Annotated in this window: 1 protein-coding gene; it reads right to left on the bottom strand. The window is 39.1% G+C overall.

What is annotated here, in order from left to right; all coding sequences use genetic code 11:
* On the bottom strand, positions 1 to 324 hold a 324-nt coding region (locus tag JGK22_RS29010), incomplete at its 3' end, for an IS200/IS605 family accessory protein TnpB-related protein (protein WP_366026967.1).
* Between the last annotated feature and the right edge of the window lie 11 nt (positions 325 to 335).

Genomic DNA, 335 nt, shown 5'->3' with positions numbered 1-335 from the left:
ATTTCCACAAGTCTTAGACGTATAGGCTTCTGACACATCAACAACAATCGAACCATTTTTGTCAGCTTGATGTTTGATGATTTGCTTGAAGCGATAATGGGCCCATGTCAACATTTGACGTGCCGACTTCTTGTTTATCTTCCGCTTGGCACGTTTGACCATTTGAGATGTTTCAAAAGTCGGCAGAAAAATAACTTGATAATTTGTGGTTAGAAAATGTGCGGATTTTTTATGCAGTTCGTCAACCAGATTTTGAATTTTACTTCTAATTCTGGCCGCAGCTTTTCTCATCGACCGTCTTTGTTTGGCAGATACTTTGGTCATTCTTCCCATTA

Origin of the sequence: Microcoleus sp. PH2017_08_TRC_O_A (assembly GCF_020738665.1) — a bacterium.
Taxonomy (GTDB): Bacteria; Cyanobacteriota; Cyanobacteriia; order Cyanobacteriales; family Microcoleaceae; genus Microcoleus.
The sequence above is the reverse complement of the archived record's forward strand: the minus strand, read 5'-3'. Positions and strand labels throughout refer to the sequence as shown.